We start from the raw sequence: 17,025 nt of genomic DNA on the forward strand, positions 1-17,025 counted from the left end.
GAGCGTCCACGCAATGTGTCGCCCCTTCGGGGCTTTGCAAATCGGTAGTTCTTTTTCCTGGGGCTGACGCCCCAGGCTAGGTGCTGCCGCCACTCCGTGGCTAAAAACGCAAACTTAAAATGCGTGATAAACTCGCCCCAATACAAAGGCCATGTCGATGGATGATATCCGCCGATCCAAACTAATTTCCACTTACCGTGATGGATTACTCAACGACACTTTGCCCTTTTGGACAAAGCATTGCGTCGATCGAGAACAGGGTGGTTTCATGATGTCACTGGGCCGTGACGGCACCGTCATCGATACCGACAAGGGCGTTTGGCAACAGGGACGATTCACATGGCTGTTGGGGGAACTTTACAACAACGTCGATCAACGGCCTGAGTGGCTTGAGTTAGCAAAACACGGGGCAAAGTTCATTGACGATCACTGCTTTGATCCAAGTGACGGCCGCATGTGGTTTCATGTCACGCGTGATGGGAAACCGATTCGTAAACGACGCTATGCGTTCTCAGAAAGTTTTGCCGCGATAGCCTACGGAGAGTTGGCTAAAGCGACTGGCGAATCGCACTACGCCGAAAAAGCGAGGCGGGCCTTTCAGCGTTTCATTGACCACAACCTGAATCCCCAGGACACCGCCCCCAAATTCACCGACACACGTCCCATGCGTGGACTCGGCTTTCCGATGATCACGATCGTCACCGCCCAAGAGTTACGCGAATCGATCAACCTACCCGATGCCAATGAGTGGATCGATCGCAGCATCGACGACATTCGTCATTTTCACGTGAAAGACGACATTCAGTGTGTGATGGAAACCGTGGGAATTGACGGTACACGGATCGATCACTTCGACGGGCGAATGCTAAATCCGGGGCATGCCATCGAAGGCGCGTGGTTCATCATGCTGGAAGGAAAAATTCGTGGCGATCAGGAACTGATTCGCACCGGATGCCAAATGCTCGACTGGATGTGGGAACGTGGCTGGGATCGAGAACATGGCGGAATGCTCTATTTCGTCGATGTGAACGGGCTGCCGGTTCAAGAGTATTGGCACGATATGAAGTTCTGGTGGCCGCAAAACGAAACGATCATCGCGACGCTGCTTGCCTATAAGTTAACCGGCGATCCGAAATATGCGAAATGGCACGCGATGATTCATGATTGGACGTACGAACATTTTCCTGACCCCGAATACGGCGAGTGGTTTGGCTACCTTCATCGCGACGGTAGCGTTAGCTCGACGCTGAAGGGCAATCTTTGGAAAGGTCCGTTTCACATGCCGCGAATGCAACTTGTATGCTGGCAACTGTTGACCGAAGATCTGTAATGCGAGCGGTTGAAAAGAATTTTCCGTAGCGATACTCGCCAAGAGTTTCGGACTGCCAAAAGTCTTGGCGACTTTCGCTACGGCCAGTAGGTTGATATCTGCCGTCCGTGTAATGAACAAACGAGTCTACCCCCCAACACAGAGTATTCACGATGACTTTCAAACTGATGGTTCCTTTCACCATCCTTGTTTTGAGTAGCTCACTTTTTGCGGCGAGTCCCGATTGGGAAAACGAGCAGGTCATCGGAATCAATAAGGAGCCTGGGCGTGTCTTCTCACTGCCGTTTCCTGACCGCGACGCTGCGATCAACCAAGATTGGCAACAATCATCTCGCGTCCAGATGCTCAACGGCCAATGGAAGTTCCATTACGCCAAACGTCACGATTTGCGACCGACGGACTTCTTCACCGAGTCTTTCGACGATTCCGACTGGAGTGATATCCAGGTTCCTGCAAGTTGGCAAACTCAAGGTTTCGGCGTGCCGATCTATTGCAACCAAGCTTACCCGTTCAAACGGGACTGGCCCAAGGTCACGGGCGAGCCACCCCAACATTTCACTTCCTACGAGTATCGCAATCCCGTCGGCAGCTATCGACGAACGTTTGAATTGCCAGCCGATTGGAAGGACAGTGAAGTATTCATCCATTTCGGCGGTGTTGAGAGCGCGTTCTACCTGTGGGTCAACGGCGAAAAAGTCGGCTACAGTCAAGGCAGTTACCTGCCTGCCGAATTTGATTTGACCAAGTTCCTGAAGCCTGGTCAGAATACGCTCGCCGTTCAAGTCTTCCGATGGAGCGACGGTTCTTACTTGGAGTGCCAGGATTTCTGGCGACTCTCTGGCATCTTTCGTGACGTCCTGGTTTACGCGACACCCAAGGTTTTACTGCGTGATTTCTTTTTTAAGTCAGACCTGGACGACGACTATCGCGATGCCACGTTTACGATCGATACGGAATTGCAAAACCGGGGCGAGTCCAGTGCATCGGGGTCGGTTGCCGCTGAGATCGTTGACTCCGGTGGCATGACTGTTTGGGAGGGATCGACCGGCGCGGTGACCTTGAATTCAGAAGAACAAAAACAGTCGACGATTCAAGGTTCAATCAAAGACCCACAAAAGTGGACCGGCGAAACACCGAATCTGTACAAATTGATCCTAACGGTGAAAGATGAATCGGGAACAACCGTCAGTGTCCATCGTCATACGATTGGTTTCCGCGAAGTGGAGATTAGTGAGCGTGGAGAGCTTTTGGTCAATGGCAAGCCGGTCATTTTGAAAGGCGTCAACCGGCACGAGAATGATCCCGATACCGGGCGGCATGTCAGTGAAGAGTCGATGCTCAAAGACATCCAAACGTTCAAGCGATTCAACATCAACGCTGTGCGATTGAGCCATTATCCAAACGATCCACGCTGGTATGAATTGTGCAACGAGTATGGGATTTACATGCTTGACGAGGCCAACATTGAATCGCACGGCTACGGGTATGGCAAAGATTCGTTGGCTCACCCGCCCGAGTGGAAGAAGGCTCACGTCGATCGCTGCGTGCGAATGGTCCAGCGTGACAAGAATCATCCGGCGATCGTAATCTGGTCAATGGGCAATGAAGCCGGCACGGGTGAGAATTTCGCCGCCTGTTTCCGAGCCATCAAGGACCTCGATACCTCGCGGCCGGTCCACTACGAACGTAACGCGGACCCGTCAACGATAGATGACATGGACAGCGTGATGTACCCGAGCGTTGACTACCTGCACAGCGTCGGCAGACAGGATTCGGCGCGACCGTTCTTCGTTTGTGAGTACGCCCACTCGATGGGGAACGCAACGGGTAACTTGGACGAGTATGTTGCCGCTTTTGAAGCCCACCCGCGGTTGATTGGCGGCTGTATATGGGATTACGTCGACCAGGGACTGCGACAATCTAATCCGGATGGCAAACGAGGGCCGGACGGGAAAGACTACCACTTTGCCTACGGTGGCGACTTCGGCGACCAACCCAATGATGGCAACTTTTGCATGAACGGGATTGTCGATGCCGATCACGAACCGACGCCGAAAACATGGCAAGTCAAGTACTCGTACCAACCCGCTGATTTTTGGTTCGATGGCAATCAACTGCGTATCCGCAATGAGTTGTTCCACACGAACCTTGCCGATCATGTCGACCTCGTTTGGGCAGTGACGGACAACGGTCGCCTTGTCAGCCAGGGGCAAGTACCAACGCCATCGATTGAGCCGTGGAATGAGGCGACGATCACGCTCGATTCGCTTCCAACACTCAGTGCAACCCCAGGCTCTGAGTATCAATTAAAGGTATCGCTGAACCTGAAACATAAGACGGCTTGGGCCGACAAAGGCCATGAGGTCGCTTGGAAACAATTCGCACTCGGCAGCACACCGGCGACTGTCCTCGACCCCGACGGCGTCGTTGACATGCAAGAGTCCAACGTCGCGTTTGAAGTGACGGGCAAGGACTTCTCGGTTGTTTTGAACAAAGCATCCGGACGGATCACAAGCCTGGTCTATCACGGACGCGAAATACTTTCGGATTCACAAGGCCCGCTGCCGAATCTCTACCGGGCCCCCGGTGACAACGACGGTTATGCGGCGGGGCAATGGCGCGGCGCTGGTCTGGATGATCTACGGCACACCGGGACCTCGGTGCGTCAGACGGCCCGAGCAAAGAACTATCAGCAATTCACGGTCGACTACGCCAGCGAGGGCAAAGGCGGATTCCAAGTCGAAAGCTCGTGCGCCTATACGGTTTTCGCCGATGGCAGCGTCGCGATCGACACCGTGCTCTCACCGAACCAAGACAAAATGGTGCTGCCGCGAGTTGGAATGCGACTGTTTGTGAATCCCAAATTTGAGCGTGTAACCTACTACGGTCGCGGTCCATCGGAAAACTATGTTGACCGAAAAACGGGGCAAGCGATCGGTCGTTATCAGACGACGGCAACGGAGATGTACGTTGATTACGCCAAGCCACAATTCATGGGATCACGGTCGGACGTGCGTTGGACATCACTTGCTGATGATAACGGGAATGGCTTCGTGGTCACCTCGGAGACTCCGATTAGTTTCAGTGCGATGCATGTCACCGACGAAGGGCTGACCGGAGTTCGCCATCCGCATGAAATCCCCACTCGCAACGATGTTGCTTTGACGATCGATGCTGCGGAAACCGGGATCGGCGGCGGCAGCTGTGGACCGTCTTGTTTGACGGAGTATCGAGTTCATGGCACTCAGCACTTGCGTTTCATGATCCGGCCAATCACCGCAGGTGTCGATCCAATTCAAGCGACTCGCCAACGAGCGAATTTGGGCGGTACCCTGACGGTTTCACGCGACAATGCTGGAAACCTCAGCTTTCACCCAACGAAGAGTGGTTTATTGTTCAATTTCGCAATTGACGGTCAAAAGCAAGAATCGGATGACGCCTTTAACTTAGTGAACGGCGGCGTGGTGATCGCGAGCGTGAATACCGGTGACGGCGAGATTCCTGGGGTCCAGATCAAACGAGTCTTCGCGAAGCAAGTCGACAAATCGAAATGGACGGCAACCGCGTCTAGCATCCAATCAGGCGAAGGCGAGGTGCATCATGCGATCGACAACAACCCCGACACATTCTGGCACACCAAGTGGCAGGGAGGCGTCGATCCACCACCGCATACCCTGAAAATCGATTTTGGCTCGTTCCAGCCACTTGCCGGAATCAGTGTGCTGCCGCGGCAAGATTCAGCAAATGGACGGATCATTCGCTACGAATTGTCCGCTAGCGAAGACGGGGTGCAATGGCAGCAAGTTGCCGCCGGCGTTATGCAAAATACTGACCGCCGCCAAGACATCCGCTTCGCGAAGAAGCAAGATGTTCGTGCAGTTGAGTTAAAGGTTTTGAGCGGACAAGCGGGCGATTTCGCGACCGTTGCAGAAATTGGGATCTTGGAGGATTAGCCTAGCACCGTCATCGCCGAGAATGAATCGACATACTGGCATCCATCAATCATTTCCTACCGCAGCGTAGGGTTTGATCAATCGATCCTCGCCGTCGGTCAAGTCCTCGAGGGTGAAGCGGACGAAGCGGACTTCATCGTATCCGGGTTCGTAGAGCACACCGAAGCTGCCATCTTTGAGGACCGTGATCTCCGAATAGGCGGATGGTCCTGGATCGATCACCTTTCCGTCGCTCCAAGTCCAACCGCCGTCGTAGCTGATCCGTACCGCCAAGTTTTCGCGTCCCGAATTGGACGCCGCGTTGACAAAAACAAGTCGATCTTTGGAATAACCATCTCGCTTAGCCGTGTACTGAATGATACAGGCGTTACAGCGTGGGTCGGGTAGACTGAAATCGCTGACGCTGTCCCAGTTTTTTCCGCCATCGGATGACCTGTGCACAAACCGTTTTCCCGGGCCGATCCGGGAATTAACCATCAACGTTCCGTCGGGTAGCTCGACAACTTTCGACTCGTCACCGGGACTGACCTTGCCGATGGTTTTCCAAGTCATCCCATGGTCTGAACTTGCAAACAACGTCACGCCTTTGCCAACCTCAACATAGTTGTGAACCAGCAAACCGGCACGCGTTTGAATTCCTCGGCCCGAGGTAATGAACTTGAAGGCCTCCTTCAACTCAGGACCCGCCACTTGATCGGTAAAGTCAATCGGTGCTGCCCAAGTCACTCCATGATCCGAGCTCTTTTGCACCACAAAGCGATATTCCTTACTCGACTTGTCGGCGACCATGTAGTTGTAGAAACAAAAGATATCGCCAGTGGTATCGTCAACGATCAGCGACGGATCGCTACAGCCTCCGTCCTCGTACGGGTCAAGCACTTCCATCGCGGACCAAGTCTTGCCATTGTCGGTGCTACGTCGAAAGACGATATCGATCGTGCGTTGGCCGATCAGATCCGCGCTTCCTTTCCTTCTCGCATCACATGCCGCAATCAAATCCCCGTTCACCGCGGTTGCGATCGCGGGGATTCGAAAGGTATGGGTGTCGTTTTGGCCGGACACGAACAACGGCTGATCTTCGATTAGTTTCAGTAGCTCACTTGGCATCACGTCCGACGGAATCGAACTCGGTCGCTGCGGTGCCGAGGCGAGCAGCGACAAATCGTCGATCAGAACCCCGGCTATGGGTGCTGCGGTCACGCTGAAGCGAATCGCGTCGACCTTGTCCTCACCGGGGATCGCAAGTTGAATGTGCGACAGAAACCTTGCTCCGACGGTAACGATCCGATCAATCTTGGAAACCTCACACCATTTGCCACCTTGATGCGCCTCGACTGAAAACGAAAACGGGTCTTTGCTGGTCCAACGTTCCGCGTGGAAGCGGATCCCTTTGACCGGTTGCATGTCCGCGGGAATTACAAACGTGATCGAATTATTCTCGTCGCCAAGTAGGTGTAAACATTGCTTACCCGTACGCGCAAATTTCGACGAGATACTTGCAGTACCCGTACTCTGGATTCGAACCGGACCGTCTTGAATCGTCGGAAACACTGCATCTTTGCCGTATTCAAAGGATGTGCTGAACAGGACATCCTCGGCAATCGCGGCAGTACCACCCCAGCCCGGTAGTACTGCAAAAATCGTGGTAACGAGGCAAATCCTCGCGATAGCAATGAACATTTTCATTTCTTCAATCTCGTATTTGAGGTTCGCAACGCAAGGAATATCAACGCAATTCGAACCTTCGTTCGCCGATTCTCGACAACTCGTGTTATAACATGGTATCCCGCACCGATCGCGAAGGCAAGTGTCGCGCGGCACAATGAAAACTTGTCGACACACAACCGCTAAAAACGAATGGACACCACTCAACACCGCGGACTCTCGGGTCGATCGTAATTATACGCAGATACGCCGAACCAGCGTTGCGGCGGTGAAGCATGCGTCGACAGATTAAAGCCAGTTGCTATGCGAAAACTAAGGGGGCTAGGCTTAGTGAAAGATCGATTGTGCCTTAGAATCGTGACATGACAAAATCAGATACAAAACAGGTCGGAGCAAACGTTCCTCGACGTGGCGAGCCCATTGAGCCGGAAGTGTTCCGAACGATTGCCGATTGCACCTACGATTGGGAAAGTTGGCACAATGGCTCAGCAGAACTTTTATGGGTGAATTCCGCCGTGGAGCGATTCACGGGATTCTCGCCGAGTGAATGTATGGCAATGGATGATTATCCGTTCCCGCTGATTGCCAAGGAAGATCACCCTCGGTTCGCCAGCTACATTGAACAGATGGTGACCGGCAGTACGGAGAATAATATCGAATTCAATGTCGTTCACCGCGATGGTTCGAACCGTTGGGTCGCGATCTCCTGGCAGCCGATGATTGACGCAAAAGGTCGGTCGTTGGGGTTTCGTGTTAGCACGCGTGATATCGCTGAGAAGCGAGCGATGCGAGAACAACTTCGATTGCACAATGAACATCTGGAACAACTGGTTCAGGAACGCACGGCTCGCGTCGCCGAACTTGAAAGGCACCGATCGAAGATGGAGCGGCTCGCGTCGCTCGGTGAGCTTGCTGCCGGAGTTGCTCACGAGATCAACAATCCCCTAGCTGGGATTCGCAACGCCTTGCTCTTAATCAAACGTCATCTGCCAACCGACACAAAACACTTTGACATGTTTGAATTGATCGACCGCGAGATTGATCGAATCAGCGGCATCACACACCAGATGTATCGACTCTACCGCCCGAGTCAGCAAGAGGAAACACGATTTTCGATTCGTCGCACTCTAGAAGAAGTCATCTTGTTGTCGCTACCGTTGTCTCGCAAAACTCAGGTGGAAGCAGTGACACGATTTGAGACCATGTCTTCAGCGGACGAACTTGAACCGGACAATGTGGTTTTGCGAGAGGGCGAGCTGAAGCAGGTGCTTCTAAATCTGGTTCATAACGCAATGCAGGCGTCGCAGCCGGGGCAAATGGTTACGATCTCCATAGGGACCACATCTAGATTCTTGAGGATCACCGTTTCAGACCAAGGACACGGCATCACGGAGGAGAATATTGACCACGTTTTCGACCCTTTCTTCAGCACCAAAGCCGAAGCGGTTGGGCAAGGAATGGGACTGGGCCTGGCGGTTACCCGCAGTATCGTCGAAGCAATGAAAGGCACGATCGAGGTGACGAGTGAAGTGAACGTGGGAACGCGATTCACGGTGACGTTACCACGTCGATTACGCTGACAATTGCAGCGAGATGTCGTAAAAACGTTTGATTCACAACAAGCCGAAACTTTGAAAAGTTCCGCTAAGCATCGATTTCGCATAGATATTTAAATGAATAAACAATCATATCGCATTCTGATCGCTGACGACGAACCACTGTACCGTAACACGACTGCTGAATTGCTTCGTGAGGAGGGGTATGAGTGCGTTTGTGTCGAGGACGCAAATGATGCGATCGACGTGCTTAGCGAACACTCCTTCGACTTGATCCTTTCCGATCTGAATATGCCCGGCAACTTGAAGCTGGAGTTGTTGAAGGAGGGTCGAACGAAGTATTCCCATATACCAATGGTCGTCGTTACTGGCGCGCCTTCGATTCCCAGTGCAATTGAGAGCGTTCGGCTGGGGATCGCCGATTACTTGCTCAAGCCGGTGAAATTTGAGGAGTTGTTGTCAGCGATCGAGCGAGCGATTCGACATCCGATCGCCAAAATTGTTGAAACGGATACCCCTCCTTCGCCCGTGGAGTTGCGGAAGCACTTTCCAGAAATCATCGGCGAGAGCGCCGCAATGCTCGAACTGTTGGACATTGTTGATCGCGTGGCGGCCAGCAACACAAACGTCTTGATTACTGGCGAGAGCGGGACTGGCAAAGAAGTCATAGCACAAGCAATCCACAATCACAGTCCACGAGCCAAAAATGCCTTTCAAGTGATCGACTGTACCGCGATACCGGAATCGCTGTTCGAGTCGGTATTGTTTGGACATGTGAAGGGTTCGTTCACCGGAGCGATCAAGAACCAGATGGGGCTGTTACGTCATTGTGACGGCGGCACCGCGTTTTTTGACGAACTGGGTGAACTGCCTGCCGCATCACAGGCAAAGTTACTACGGGCAGTTCAAGAGCAAACCTTCACACCTGTGGGTGAAAGCAAACCGGTCCAAGTCGACACCCGATTCGTATGCGCGACCAATCGCGACCTTCAATCGGAAGTGGACGCGGGGCGTTTCCGCCAAGATTTGTTCTACCGCTTGGCCGTGATCCATATTGAGCTTGCGCCACTGAGAGAACGCGGCGATGACATTTTGTTATTAGCCGACTTTTTCCTCGAACGTCTGAGGCCCAAAGATTCGCCCTTGACTGGATTCTCGGTTGAAACACTCGATTGCTTCCGACGGTACCGCTGGCCGGGAAACATTCGTGAGCTACGCAACGTGATCGAGCGCACGATCACACTAGCCCGAGGAACCGAGATTGAGGTTTCAGACTTGCCGCCGCAAATGCAATCGGCGGAGGAGGATCGTGTTGATCTATCGCTGCTGTCGGAGATTTCTCGTGACGAAGCCCTCGACAATGCCGATCGTGCTTACCTGAATGTCGTACTCAAGAAACACAACGGCGTCATCGCCAGCGCCGCGCGCCAGGCAGGTTTATCCCGTCAAGGATTGAACAAGCTGCTTAAACGACACGGGATTGAAGCGGACGATTTTCGTTAGAAATTATCTGGACAGCGCCACTTGATGTTTGAAATGCCGCATTTTTCAGGCTCTTCGTAGCGACCTTCGACAGAAGGTAGACGCCCAATGTTTCCCACGCTACGAAAAAGTACTACCTTTTTGCGCTGGACGACGTCCAATACAGCAGACTCATGCCCAGGATTCCGCTGACAGCGGAGCCGACGAGGACGCCGATCTTGGCAGTGTCGAGTCCGTCGGCACCAAAGGCCAATCCATCAATAAACAACGCCATCGTGAAGCCGATACCGGCTAAGCAACTGCCGGAGATCAACATCGACCATGGCAGTCCTTCGGGAAGCCTTGCCCAACCGATGCGGATCGCTAGCCAACTGAGTAGCACGATGCCCACGGGCTTGCCAACGACTAAACCGAGGATGACGGCGACCGCAACAGAATCGCCCAAGTTGGACAGTTCGATCAGAACGCCAGCGTTCGCCAATGCGAAAACCGGCATGATGACGTAGGCACTCCACGGGTGCAGCGTCATTTCCAAGTATTCGAGCGGCGAGACGGTTTCGCGAGTGAGTTGCTGAACCTCTTTCACTACTGCGGCTCGATGCTTTCGACTGGCCCAGCGACCGTCCTGAAATTCCTCCTTCTTTTCATGCAAGTATTCACGAAAATGCTCGGGAACTAACACCGATTTGGCCGGTGTCATCAAACCCAAGATCACTCCCGTTAGAGTAGCATGGATTCCTGATTCATGTAGCGCAAACCAGGCGACCGCCCCCACAGCGATGTAAGGCGGAAAACGTCGCACGCCGAGCCTCGAGAACAACTGAACAACGCCGATACTGACCGCTGCCAACACGAGGAACCGCATATCGAGAGATTCGGTGTAGCCGACGGCGATCACCAGAATCGCACCGATGTCGTCGACAATTGCGAGCGACAATAGCAACACTCGCAAACTGTGCGGCACTCTTGATCCAAGCAACACTAAACAACCGACAACGAACGCAATGTCGGTCGCCATCGGGATTCCCCAGCCGCGCATCCCCGGTTGGCCATATTGAATAGCGAGATACAAACCCGCTGGAACGACCATGCCCCCGATAGCTGCTGCGATCGGAAGCGACGCTTGCCTCCAATTCGATAGCGATCCATGCACGATCTCGCGTTTGACTTCCAATCCGATCACGAAGAAGAAGATCGCCATCAAGCCATCATTGATGACGTGGTGCAGCGAATGATGGAACTCAAATGTTCCAAATCCGATCGTGATATCGGTCTGCCAGAACGCCAAGTACGTATCTGCAAACGAAGAATTAGCCGCGACCAGAGCGATCGCGGTGCAAATCACCAAAACGATGCCGCTGGTCGCTTCGACATGCAGGAATCGCGCAAGCGGACGCAGCAATCGGTCGATGGGTTGTAATGGCAGTGGCACAGTAACGATGTCACGCGTGGTCATTTCATCTAGCAATTTCATAGGTTACGCGACCGGATGGCCCCACTTGTCCGAGCGAATAACGTGTTCGCCGTTGGCGATCCCGATTGAGCCGGGTCTTGGCGATAACCCCTCGATTGTGTTTCGTCGGTCTTCTTCGCTGCTGAACTCCATCGGACGTTTAGCCTGCAGTTCATTGAGAGACCCGATACGATGGCACTCCATGAACTGCGTCAGTCCATCAAGCATTGTGCGAATAATGTCAGGCCCTTCGCGGTATACGGCTGAAACGACCATGGCCGCATCCGCGCCCGCAAGCAAAGTTTTGATCACGTCTTCTGGGCGACCAATACCGCCGTTTCCGGCCAGCGGCATCGCGGGGCAATGTCCATAGACACTCATCAACGCACGCAGTGTCGGCGAAATCACACCGGGTACTGACAGTCCCCACGTCGTTTGCAATTTGAAGCTGTCCAGAGCGATGTTGATTTCTGGATCGCGTGCGTACAGCACCAAACCCTGCACGCCCGAGACCAATCGTCGCGCCAGATGGCTGACGGCGGTGTATTCACGATGCAGTTTTAAAAACAGCGGCACCGAAATGGATGCACGAATCGTCCTCACCAATTCGACGACTTGATCCTCCAACTCTCGCGGTTCGTCGTAATCACTGTCAGGTCGATGATGCACGTTCAGTTCGATCGCATCAGCACCGGTGTCTTGCAGTTCGCCAGCGAAGTCGAGCCAATTCCCATCGGTGCCACCATGGAGACTGGCGATGACGGGAATGTTGGACTGCACGCTAGCGCGATTGAGCATGGCGAGATAGGTTTCGACACAGGGAACCAAAGCTTTTCGCGTCATTCCTGTCGTTCCATCGAGCAGTCGTTTTTCACGCTGGGTGGCGGAATCGCCATTGCGAATCCGCCACGCGATCACGTGTTCTTCAAACAACGACGGCAGAACGACTGCCCCCGCACCGGCACTCTCCATCGCGATGCGATTCTGCGTGTTCGCAGTCAGCGGACAGGAGCCGACAATGATCGGCGAACGAAGTTTTAAGCCGCCAAAGTTTGTGGACAGGTCGAGGGTCATGAGAAACACTCCGTTGAAGAGGGGGGGGAAATCTCGGCAGATGTTGGCAACACGCTGTCAATGAATCTTCAAGCAAACAAGCTGTACTCCGAAGCGGCATCCCAGCGGATACCGGAATTCTGTATCTGACTATTGACGGGCGAGACAAAGCTTTCAGGTTTGATCGCCAAAACAGAACACTTCACATCGGACAACACCGATTCGGCAGTGTTGCCGATCAGGAATCCGGACACGCCCGTGCGACACTGCGTTCCCATAACCAGCAAATCTGCTTTGACATGGTCGACGACTTCACGAATCGTCTCGACCGCGTTACCTCGGTAGACATGGCGCCGCAGTTCAGGATGCCGCAACTTAATCTCTTTCAACAGAACATCCAAACGCTCACCCACGTTCGCTTCATACTCTTTGGCCATCGCGTCGACGATGACGTCACCCATTTTGATGCGAAGCGGTTCTTCCATCCAAATGTTCCACGCACTGACGACATGCAACGCAGCCGATTCCCGCTTCGCGATAAGGCTGGCTTGTTCGAGAATACATTGATTGAGTTGTCGATTCACCTTGTCGTCCGATGTTGCGTCGACCGCCGCAACAACGCAGTCAAACTGGCCATGCAGGTCGGGTTTCAACAGCCACACCGGACAGGGGCACAGCCGAAGCAACGACTGCGAAACACTTCCAAACATCCGATCGACGAGTCCGAATCCGTCCGCAGTTTTGATGAGCAAATCATGTTCACCCCGCACGACTTGACGTGCGGTTTCATAAGCGGGATCTCCGATCGTGATCACAACATCTATTGCGACACCGGTATCACTGTAGCCACTGGCGAAATTCAGCAATCGGCGGCGCCGGTCGCTGGCAATGGCTCGCTGTAGTTCATCCGTTTCGTCGACCGCGCTGGTCAATCCCAGCATCGACGGCAGCGGCTTGACCACGTTCATCAGAGTCAGACTTGCTTTGTTCTCAATGGCAAGTTCAACAGCCCGACAACGCGCTGTTTCATCGGCGGCGGGATCAGTGTACAGCAGTATGTTTCTGAACGGTTGCATGATTGACGCTCCTGATAACGTGATGGCGGTGGTGTGAAGGACTACCCCTTCCTCTTGCAAACAGTGGTCCACAGACCGTTGGTTTTTGTATTAAGAGCTCTATGGTTTGCGAAGTCGCGGATCACATCGTCAATCCGTTGCTCAGGCAACTGACCAGTAGAGTGATCAGCGCCAATGACCGACTGAAAGGGCGTCAACCCAGGTTCCCGTTGGCAACATGGTGTGACGCTTTCGATCTACGCAAAAGTCGTTATTACGGGCTAAATGCCTGCGTCACGGCAAACAATAGCCTGCTGGCACAAGCGTTGCATTATGAAACTATCAACGTCGCGTGATCCAACGTTGTCTCACTCAGATCTACGATTTCCTCACTCAGATTTATTCTTTCTAAGGAGGTCCAGTCATGTTGATGCGAAATCCGGAATATCAAGCCCAACACCGAGTTGAGAACAAAGGCAGGCTTGATGAACCATTCGTCGTTCACACGCCTCGTGAAATGCTGGTCGGTCAGATCGCGTTGATCATGATGTTTGTCACTGCAATCCTGCTGCGGGCAATTGCGTAAAGTCTTTCTCTCAGCAACTTGATTTCACAGGGATTGTGTGATGCGAAACGCATCTATGGAGTCTCAAGAACGAATGGTTCAACAAATTGACGAATGTATTCATAAGCCAGACTCATCGTATGTAACGGGATGTCACAATTGACGCCGAAAATAATTTCGTCGTCATTAGCGTTGGTCTCGATCCTACTACGCCACCCCGTTGGCCTAACTGTTGCAATGTTAGTTTTTTCCCTCACCCACACATACTGGAATTCACCACAATGGCTCGAAAGAAAACCATCACCATCACGGCGGCCGATCAAGAACGCTTGGAAGGCTTGTTCTTAAGCGACTTTGCGGACGCATTCCGCGACAAACCATACTTGCATCATCTACGAGGTGAACTCGATATCGCTCGAATCGTTGCCCCCAACGAAATCCCCAGAGATGTGATCACGATGAACTCGACCGTTCGCTTGCGGGACATGGAGTCCAAAGAAACCGAGACGTTCACTTTGGTTTACCCCGATGAGGCAAACATCACCGAGGGAAAATTGTCGATCCTTGCTCCGCTCGGAACCGCGATCCTCGGCAACCGCGTCGGCGACTTAGTGCAGTGGAAAATTCCGAGCGGGGTTGGTCGTTGGCGTGTTGAAGAACTCTTGTTCCAACCCGAAAGTGAAAGCGTTGCGGCATAAACGCGGCGTTTCAAATCCCTATATCGCTTATTTTCCTCAGATCCTTTGGAGAGTATTTTAATGAAAATTACAGTCGCAACGTCGATCGAACGACTCAGTCCATCAGCACGCGATTCCATTCGGTCGCTAATCTCCAGTACACTCGCACGCTTCGCGCCGCGAATCACACAAGTATCCGTGTCGGTCGTCGACGAGAACGGTCCCCGCGGTGGAGTCGACAAGCTTTGCCGCGTCAATGTGCTAATGCCAGGCGTTGGCACCGTGACGACGAAGGCACGTCACGAAAAACTGATGGCCGCTGTCAGCGAAGCGGCTCGTCGTGCCCGTCGCATCGTGGTCACAAAAATGAAACGACCGCCTTCGTTGCGTTTGCGTCAGCGTACGAAGGGTAATCCGACACTCGATACCACCAATCGTTAACCCCCATACCATTAATCGCGGTTTACCATCATGACTTCTCGCATCATCGCCGTCAGCCGAATCGACCTCGGGCGGCTACAGTCTCTTTTAGACAGCCATTTTGTCAAAGCAATCGGCAACGATCGTGCTCACTTGAAGGAACTAAAAAGTAAGCTAGAGCGTGCGACCGTTGTTGATTCCAGCGAAATGCTGCCCGACATCGTGACGATGAACTCGACGTTTAACCTCTTTGACTTAGATCGTAACGAGGCCGACACGTTTACGTTGGTGTATCCCGAAGAGGCCTGTATCGCCGAAGGTAAACTTTCGATTCTTTCGCCACTTGGCGCAGAAATCTTCGGACTTTGCGTCGGTGAAAGTTTGACGTTGCACATCTTGAATCGCGAGACTCGAAAGCGAGTCGATAAAATGTCGTTTCAGCCCGAGCGAGTCGGCGCGTTCGATTTGTAGGGACAAAGTCCCGGCCACTTAGCCAGCTCAGCCCATCGGGCTGGGATATGTCGGACAATCAATTCGAAGAGTTAACGCCCGCCATTTGTAGGCAATTCGTCGGGTCGTTGGCCCAGAACCCACTTTTCCACTCACTATCTCGAACAATCATGTCCATTGCAAGCCATCACGTCGTCATCACCGCCGAATACCAAAATCACATCGTCATCACCGCCGAAGATCACCAGCGACTGTTGCAGTTGCTCCAGCGTGAATTCAAAGAAATCACCGGATGTACGTCCCACTTATACGATCTGTTGAAAGAACTTCACCGCGCAAGTGTGGTCGACCCAGCGGACGTGCCCCGAGACGTCGTCACCATGGACTCCGTCATCGAATTAACGGACCTTGACACCAACGAAAGCGAGATTTTCACGCTCGTCTACCCTGACTCCGAAAACGTGAAGGAAAACATGCTGTCAGTGTTTGCACCTATCGGGACCGCTATTTTGGGCTATCACATCGGTGATATTGTGTCATGGGCGATCCCCATCGGAGTGCGACACATGAAGATCGAAAGCATCCTCTATCAACCAGAACACTACCAAAAATGAAAGGAGAGTTTCATGAGCAGTCACGAAAGTCATTTTAGCAAAGTTGAATCATTCTTAGTTCCCGCTTTGCCGTTCATCGGAACCGCCGTCGTGGCCGCACTTGCTTACTGGATGTATCACTTGGACATCCCGTCGTGGATGTGATGGACCGCGTCAATTGAACTCACTCAACTCATCCAATCGCTCTCCGAGCCGGTCGCCACAGGCCTGGGGACACACAAGGCGATCTGCGTTAGGGGCACGTGTTTATCTTCCCGGAACGGCCAAGTCCAGATTGGCACACTCGTTGGCCGCCGACGCACACTTTGACGTGAAGCAGTCGGATGTGGTTCGCAAATAGCAGGTGACTGACTCGGGCGACCAAACGAAGCAGACTTGATTCGGTGACGGAATCAATACAGCGGAGTGGTCCGAGCAAACGTACGCCGAGTGTCTTCGCCGCAACGAAGAGTTGTTGTTGGATGGAAAGCGTGTCTTGGTCGATGCCAATTTTCGTGACGATGCCAGTCGTCGATTGATTCTTGATGCCGCAACAAAACTCGGCGTGCGAGTTGCAGTGCTGATCTGCCACGCGGATCCAGATATCATTCGGACTCGATTCGCGAATCGTAGTGTACGTGCTTCCCGCGCGGATTGGTGGGTGCACTTGAAAGCCGCCGAGAATCGCGACGGGGAACCTCCATGCTGCATTTCATTTAGGGAAACACGGGAACTCACTTGAAATGAGTCAGCCCCAAAACCACATCTAAGAC

Annotated in this window: 15 protein-coding genes; 11 read left to right on the forward strand and 4 right to left on the reverse strand. The window is 53.0% G+C overall.

The annotated features are described in order from the left end of the window. Nucleotides 1-157: 157 nt before the first annotated feature. A complete protein-coding gene (locus SH528x_RS21025; protein ID WP_442505418.1) occupies nt 158-1,330 on the forward strand; it encodes an AGE family epimerase/isomerase in 1,173 nt (390 codons plus the stop codon). Between the two features lie 152 nt (nt 1,331-1,482). Beyond that, nucleotides 1,483-5,283, forward strand: coding sequence for a glycoside hydrolase family 2 TIM barrel-domain containing protein (locus SH528x_RS21030; RefSeq protein ID WP_442505419.1), 3,801 nt, complete (start codon nt 1,483-1,485; stop codon nt 5,281-5,283). A gap of 45 nt (nt 5,284-5,328) precedes the next feature. Here the strand turns inward: SH528x_RS21030 and SH528x_RS21035 are convergent, their stop codons facing one another. Then, nucleotides 5,329-6,969 (reverse strand): sialidase family protein, encoded by a 1,641-nt coding sequence (locus SH528x_RS21035; protein WP_442505420.1) that lies wholly within the window; start codon nt 6,967-6,969, stop codon nt 5,329-5,331. A gap of 341 nt (nt 6,970-7,310) precedes the next feature. On the opposite strand from SH528x_RS21035, the gene SH528x_RS21040 reads away from it, so the two are divergent. Together SH528x_RS21040 and SH528x_RS21045 are read left to right on the forward strand one after the other, a co-directional pair. After that, nucleotides 7,311-8,528 carry a two-component system sensor histidine kinase NtrB gene (locus tag SH528x_RS21040; protein ID WP_442505421.1) on the forward strand — a complete coding sequence of 406 codons (1,218 nt, stop codon included), beginning with the start codon at nt 7,311-7,313 and terminating at the stop codon, nt 8,526-8,528. Between the two features lie 93 nt (nt 8,529-8,621). Further along, nucleotides 8,622-10,007: a sigma-54-dependent transcriptional regulator gene (locus SH528x_RS21045; RefSeq protein WP_442505422.1), complete on the forward strand. Its 1,386-nt coding sequence runs from the start codon at nt 8,622-8,624 to the stop codon at nt 10,005-10,007. Between the two features lie 112 nt (nt 10,008-10,119). Here SH528x_RS21045 and nhaA read toward each other — a convergent pair whose 3' ends face one another. From nhaA to SH528x_RS21060, 3 genes are all read right to left on the reverse strand, one after another. Further along, on the reverse strand, nt 10,120-11,460 hold the full coding sequence (nhaA, locus tag SH528x_RS21050; RefSeq protein WP_442505423.1) for a Na+/H+ antiporter NhaA: 1,341 nt from the start codon (nt 11,458-11,460) through the stop codon (nt 10,120-10,122). Between the two features lie 3 nt (nt 11,461-11,463). Then, on the reverse strand, nt 11,464-12,513 hold the full coding sequence (locus SH528x_RS21055) for a dihydroorotate dehydrogenase (RefSeq protein WP_442505424.1): 1,050 nt from the start codon (nt 12,511-12,513) through the stop codon (nt 11,464-11,466). A 68-nt stretch (nt 12,514-12,581) separates the two neighbouring features. After that, the gene (locus SH528x_RS21060; protein ID WP_442505425.1) at nt 12,582-13,568 is read right to left on the reverse strand and encodes a universal stress protein; all 987 of its coding nucleotides are present in this window, start codon (nt 13,566-13,568) and stop codon (nt 12,582-12,584) included. 403 nt (nt 13,569-13,971) lie between these two features. Here SH528x_RS21060 and SH528x_RS21065 point away from each other — a divergent pair, with 403 nt between their 5' ends. The 7 genes from SH528x_RS21065 (at nt 13,972) to SH528x_RS21095 (ending at nt 16,994) form a co-directional block, all read left to right on the forward strand. Beyond that, on the forward strand, nt 13,972-14,133 hold the full coding sequence (locus tag SH528x_RS21065) for a hypothetical protein (protein ID WP_442505426.1): 162 nt from the start codon (nt 13,972-13,974) through the stop codon (nt 14,131-14,133). 260 nt (nt 14,134-14,393) lie between these two features. Next, complete coding sequence (gene rnk / locus SH528x_RS21070; RefSeq protein ID WP_442505427.1) at nt 14,394-14,810, forward strand: nucleoside diphosphate kinase regulator; 417 nt, start codon at nt 14,394-14,396, stop codon at nt 14,808-14,810. Nucleotides 14,811-14,870: 60 nt separating this feature from the next. Beyond that, nucleotides 14,871-15,230 carry a hypothetical protein gene (locus SH528x_RS21075; RefSeq protein ID WP_442505428.1) on the forward strand — a complete coding sequence of 120 codons (360 nt, stop codon included), beginning with the start codon at nt 14,871-14,873 and terminating at the stop codon, nt 15,228-15,230. Between the two features lie 30 nt (nt 15,231-15,260). Next, nucleotides 15,261-15,680, forward strand: coding sequence for a GreA/GreB family elongation factor (locus tag SH528x_RS21080; RefSeq protein ID WP_442505429.1), 420 nt, complete (start codon nt 15,261-15,263; stop codon nt 15,678-15,680). 149 nt (nt 15,681-15,829) lie between these two features. Then, entirely contained in the window at nt 15,830-16,273 is a 444-nt protein-coding gene (gene rnk, locus SH528x_RS21085; RefSeq protein WP_442505430.1) for a nucleoside diphosphate kinase regulator, read from the forward strand. Between the two features lie 12 nt (nt 16,274-16,285). Next, complete coding sequence (locus tag SH528x_RS21090) at nt 16,286-16,417, forward strand: hypothetical protein (RefSeq protein ID WP_442505431.1); 132 nt, start codon at nt 16,286-16,288, stop codon at nt 16,415-16,417. A gap of 313 nt (nt 16,418-16,730) precedes the next feature. Beyond that, the gene (locus SH528x_RS21095; RefSeq protein ID WP_442512149.1) at nt 16,731-16,994 is read left to right on the forward strand and encodes an AAA family ATPase; all 264 of its coding nucleotides are present in this window, start codon (nt 16,731-16,733) and stop codon (nt 16,992-16,994) included. Nucleotides 16,995-17,025: the final 31 nt, after the last annotated feature.

This window comes from Novipirellula methanifontis (assembly GCF_052161655.1).
Classification (GTDB): domain Bacteria; phylum Planctomycetota; class Planctomycetia; order Pirellulales; family Pirellulaceae; genus Novipirellula.

Coding starts and splice junctions, on each gene's coding strand:
- SH528x_RS21060 (WP_442505425.1), bottom strand. CDS start 13,568: ATGCAACCGTTCAGAAACATACTGCTGTACACTGATCCCGCCGCCGAT.
- SH528x_RS21090 (WP_442505431.1), top strand. CDS start 16,286: ATGAGCAGTCACGAAAGTCATTTTAGCAAAGTTGAATCATTCTTAGTT.
- rnk (WP_442505427.1), top strand. CDS start 14,394: ATGGCTCGAAAGAAAACCATCACCATCACGGCGGCCGATCAAGAACGC.
- SH528x_RS21030 (WP_442505419.1), top strand. CDS start 1,483: ATGACTTTCAAACTGATGGTTCCTTTCACCATCCTTGTTTTGAGTAGC.
- SH528x_RS21055 (WP_442505424.1), bottom strand. CDS start 12,513: ATGACCCTCGACCTGTCCACAAACTTTGGCGGCTTAAAACTTCGTTCG.
- nhaA (WP_442505423.1), bottom strand. CDS start 11,460: ATGAAATTGCTAGATGAAATGACCACGCGTGACATCGTTACTGTGCCA.
- SH528x_RS21075 (WP_442505428.1), top strand. CDS start 14,871: ATGAAAATTACAGTCGCAACGTCGATCGAACGACTCAGTCCATCAGCA.
- SH528x_RS21025 (WP_442505418.1), top strand. CDS start 158: ATGGATGATATCCGCCGATCCAAACTAATTTCCACTTACCGTGATGGA.
- rnk (WP_442505430.1), top strand. CDS start 15,830: ATGTCCATTGCAAGCCATCACGTCGTCATCACCGCCGAATACCAAAAT.
- SH528x_RS21080 (WP_442505429.1), top strand. CDS start 15,261: ATGACTTCTCGCATCATCGCCGTCAGCCGAATCGACCTCGGGCGGCTA.
- SH528x_RS21040 (WP_442505421.1), top strand. CDS start 7,311: ATGACAAAATCAGATACAAAACAGGTCGGAGCAAACGTTCCTCGACGT.
- SH528x_RS21065 (WP_442505426.1), top strand. CDS start 13,972: ATGTTGATGCGAAATCCGGAATATCAAGCCCAACACCGAGTTGAGAAC.
- SH528x_RS21045 (WP_442505422.1), top strand. CDS start 8,622: ATGAATAAACAATCATATCGCATTCTGATCGCTGACGACGAACCACTG.
- SH528x_RS21035 (WP_442505420.1), bottom strand. CDS start 6,969: ATGAAAATGTTCATTGCTATCGCGAGGATTTGCCTCGTTACCACGATT.